Origin of the sequence: Carboxylicivirga fragile, from assembly GCF_050589805.1 — a bacterium.
In the GTDB taxonomy this organism is placed as follows: domain Bacteria; phylum Bacteroidota; class Bacteroidia; order Bacteroidales; family Marinilabiliaceae; genus Carboxylicivirga; species Carboxylicivirga fragile.
The window spans coordinates 1-1,148 of record NZ_JBNGOY010000119.1 but is presented as its reverse complement, the minus strand read 5'-3'; the positions used below and the strand labels follow the sequence as shown (position 1 = coordinate 1,148).

2 protein-coding genes are annotated in these 1,148 nt (G+C 37.6%); both read left to right on the top strand.

Annotated features, from left to right (window positions below; all coding sequences use genetic code 11):
* Positions 1-425: 425 nt before the first annotated feature.
* Complete coding sequence (locus ACRD7B_RS22740; RefSeq protein ID WP_430826969.1) at positions 426-794, top strand: hypothetical protein; 369 nt, start codon at positions 426-428, stop codon at positions 792-794.
* A gap of 58 nt (positions 795-852) precedes the next feature.
* Complete coding sequence (locus ACRD7B_RS22735; RefSeq protein ID WP_430826968.1) at positions 853-1,071, top strand: hypothetical protein; 219 nt, start codon at positions 853-855, stop codon at positions 1,069-1,071.
* Positions 1,072-1,148: the final 77 nt, after the last annotated feature.

The following is a 1,148-nucleotide window of genomic DNA, read 5'->3' as shown; positions in this document are numbered from 1 at the left end:
CCATGTGCCTGAAGGAATGTGGAACTGCCGTGAGGAAGACCGAAGGAACTGCAAAGGGCATGACAGGCTCACTTCGACGATGCTCAGTAACCGCAACTCGACTTCGCTCGATGACCGCAGCCCGGTACCAATGAATTAAAAAAACAAATACCGGGTATAGTCGGTTATGAGCGAGGAGAGTGACCGCACTTCGGTTAACTCAGTGACCGAAGGTGAGCAGCTTTATTTGAATCCTTTAAAAATCAACACTGAAAATAAGGCTGCGATAGCCTGGCATGATCTTTTGCTGACGAGGGATGACGAACACATATGGACCAGTTAAATACTGGATTTAGCAAGAGTTTGGATTTGAAACTAACCATTGCAGATAGACTGCACACATCGTGCACACCTTTGCAGTGTACGATAAAACAAATTCAAAAAACATGAAAATTACAATTAAACAAGTAGGCATTACAGAGTTTCAGCAAAGAACCTGGGGAAGAGTGTATATTAATTTTGTTGTTGATGGAATTGAAGGTTATGCCTCAAAGGAATGGCAATTTTTTAAAGAACGTAATTTTGCAGGCAAGGGGCAGTTTCAAGAGGAGCCATCTTATGCCTGGTTTAATGAGACTTGTATTGCAGATGCAGATAAGGTATTGGATGGTCAATATGATCATTTAAATTTAACTCCGGATAAATATAAAACAGCATACGGGACTCCTTCAAAAATATTAGCGAAGCTAATTACTGATGTTGAAGATGAGAACATTGAAGATGTTGATAAGAGACGAGGCTGGTATAGTAACTAATTATATAAGTTACCGCGCTAGCTGATAAGATTGAATAATAAATTTGAACAGTATACATATGCAAGTGATTTTTCATCTTCTTATTGTTTTGGCTATTGTTATATTAAGGTCAAAGCACATTATTCGCAAAAAACGCTACATCGTTTTAATGTTGGTAGTTTATATCGGGATATTGACTATTAAGCCGATTAAGGATTTTAGTTGGGAGAATCCCGGAGTGTATTCCTTGTATTTTGAAGATGATAAAAAGGTAAGCTGTCCTTACTGGAGTTGCTAAATTTACACGGACGATTTTTTAGAGATATTAAGACCAAAATAATATCTTAGAAAAATGAGTACACAGAAAAAGTATTA